Raw genomic sequence first — 2,422 nt, 5'->3', positions numbered from 1 at the left:
TCTTCCGACAGTGGTGTACCGGTGTGTTGATGCTATACCAGCTTAAAGTTTGGTAAAGACTGGAATTACCGCGCCAGCAATACTGTTAATATAACGATTGCCATCTTCATCCCAAGTCATCAGCAAACCACCAAAGCGGCTTTCCGGATCACCCAACAGAGCCATTAAACGCTGCACTTCCCACAACGCATCTTTAGCTTCCATCTTAACTTCACGGGTCTCTCCAGGTGCAATACCACTGTCGTCATCCATTGTCAAACCAGTAGCTACCAGTTCTTTTGGATAATCAGGATCCAAGTGCTTCTGACCCAGTGGGTTTACAAAACGCACACCCGCTGTGGTGAACTCTCCGATGTTAACCGCTGAGTCACCATTGTTGGTGATTTCCATGGTCACACGCAGTGCACGACCCGGTACGTCATAGTTCGCATGGGTTATCTTGATCGCAACTGGATTCGGTGCAATCGGCAGTGGTGCTACTTTTGACTCTCCCGCTTGGATCGGTATCGTATATGGGTGTACGCTTTCAGTATAACGATAGCCTCCCCATACCAGCGCGCAGGTCAGTATCGCCATTGCCATACCAAACTTTCTGTCCGTTGGCGATGTCAGTAATTCGTCACCATAGGCCAGCAATACACGGCTGCGTGGCAAAAACATCGGTTTCGCTACGAAATAGCCTATCCAGAAAACGCCCAAACCTGTCCACAAAATGTGCCAGAATATACCATTGCTGAAGTTAAACGTCTCCAGATCAATGGTTTTACCTGTCAAGGTGGTCACCGGATTGGTGAAGTCATCCCAACTTCCTGATATGTTCATCCACGCTGCCGGGCCTGCAATAGGTCCTGCATCTTTTACGTTCACCATCGCATGCATGTGATGACGGCCTGGAATACGCGCTTTCAGTCTAACTTCAAATTCATAGTCACGACCAATGATCAACGGTCCTGAGATGAATGTCGGCTCGCCATTCAGCTTGGTGCTTAAACGTACAAACACCGGGCTTGGGCTACCAACGTTAAAGAATGCACGATCAGGTTTGCCTACCGCACGTGGCCAATCTTCTGCCAAGTGAAATTTGCCTGTCATTGTAGCAATGTCATTGACTTTGGTGACTTTGGGCTGCCATTTCAGGTCATACCATTGAATACTACGCATACGAAGAAACGGTTCTTGTGAACGTTCACCGTGTGCCGCCGCTGTTTTAACATCTACCGTCAGCGTCAGCGCCAGTGAGGCCGCTCCTATCGCCGCTCCGTACAGGCCTAATACGCCCAGTTTAAAAATGCTTTTTATATTCATTATTTAATCCCCTGTGCAAAGCCTTTTTCACCAAATGCTGTTACGTCGTTCTTCATCGATATACGTCCTCTTTCTCCTTTAACGTAGTAGAAAGCGGTACAGTATAGTTTGCCAAAGTACCACCATACGCAGAACATCAGCATGGATACAAAGGCCGAGAAGAATGCCGCAATCACCGTGGTGTGACCACCAAAGGTACGCAGTGACCCTTGCTCAATCAGGCGGACATATTCCGGGGTACCTGTACGTACATACAGAAAGCCTGTGTAGTCAGCTACTGACAGTAATACGCCTTCTACAACCAGCGGCAAGTGGGTTGGGCCAAAAATAGGCCAGTTGCCTGGATAGAAAAATAATCCAAAAAATCCACCACCTAACAGCGCGGTTATCAACCAGTTACCCGTCAATAACAAAATCGTATCCATCATCAGCGCACCAGGAATCATGGTTGATGGCAGTACAAAGTTGATCGGATAGTGTGACCACCAGTAAAAACCCCAGTAACGGGTCAGCCATTCACCTACTAACAGACACACGATACACAGTGTCGCGCCAAATGGCAGGCGATAGTTTACCCATAGATAGTACATCAGGGCTGCACAGTACATGATACCTACAATCGGTGTCACTACTGGCCACCATTGACGGTCTTTCCAGTCAAGCCAGAAATCCCAGTCTCCTGCCAGCAGCATGAAGTGCATGTGATAGGTTCCAACCAAAAGAATACAGAGAATTGGAAAATACACTGCATCTATATATCTGGACATCTTGACCGCTTCTGGCGGCATCTTTGCTGCCGCTATAATTTCGTCTGTTCTACTCACTAGACCCTCCCTTCATTTCGTGTGATATTTAAATATGAAAACTTGACGATTACTTCCCTTACTTCCTTTATCGTCAGCCTGTCGGCTTGTTCTCATTAGTACAAATTAACCTGGTTGATATTCTCTTTACCTTCCCCCACCTCTTCTGGCGGGAGAAGATAGCCTCATCCAAGTCAAGGATCGATACGACTGCTTAGTATTTCTCTGGAACGATACGATTGTTCAGAATATCTCTGCTTGCGTTGTTCCAGGTTACATCGGTCAGGTTAGAGTAACGGGTGATAATCTGTGCT

General features: G+C 47.2%; 2 protein-coding genes and 1 pseudogene. All 3 read right to left on the bottom strand.

Annotation, left to right across the window (positions count from 1 at the left end; genetic code table 11):
* Positions 1 to 42: 42 nt before the first annotated feature.
* Positions 43 to 1,305 carry a methane monooxygenase/ammonia monooxygenase subunit B gene (locus tag C7H79_RS16875; protein ID WP_106708388.1) on the bottom strand — a complete coding sequence of 421 codons (1,263 nt, stop codon included), beginning with the start codon at positions 1,303 to 1,305 and terminating at the stop codon, positions 43 to 45.
* Positions 1,305 to 2,129, bottom strand: a complete 825-nt coding sequence (locus C7H79_RS16870; protein WP_106708387.1) for a methane monooxygenase/ammonia monooxygenase subunit A — start codon at positions 2,127 to 2,129, stop codon at positions 1,305 to 1,307. The genes C7H79_RS16875 and C7H79_RS16870 overlap by 1 nt, the downstream gene beginning before the upstream one ends.
* 193 nt (positions 2,130 to 2,322) lie before the next feature.
* Positions 2,323 to 2,422: pseudogene (locus C7H79_RS19360) on the bottom strand (methane monooxygenase/ammonia monooxygenase subunit C); the annotation flags it as partial.

Origin of the sequence: Nitrosomonas supralitoralis, assembly GCF_003011925.2 — a bacterium.
Classification (GTDB): Bacteria; Pseudomonadota; Gammaproteobacteria; order Burkholderiales; family Nitrosomonadaceae; genus Nitrosomonas; species Nitrosomonas supralitoralis.
The sequence above is the reverse complement of the archived record's forward strand: the minus strand, read 5'-3'. Positions and strand labels throughout refer to the sequence as shown.

What these genes read in the sequence shown, in the direction of transcription:
- C7H79_RS16875 (WP_106708388.1), bottom strand. Translation starts at nt 1,305, where the DNA reads ATGAATATAAAAAGCATTTTTAAACTGGGCGTATTAGGCCTGTACGGA.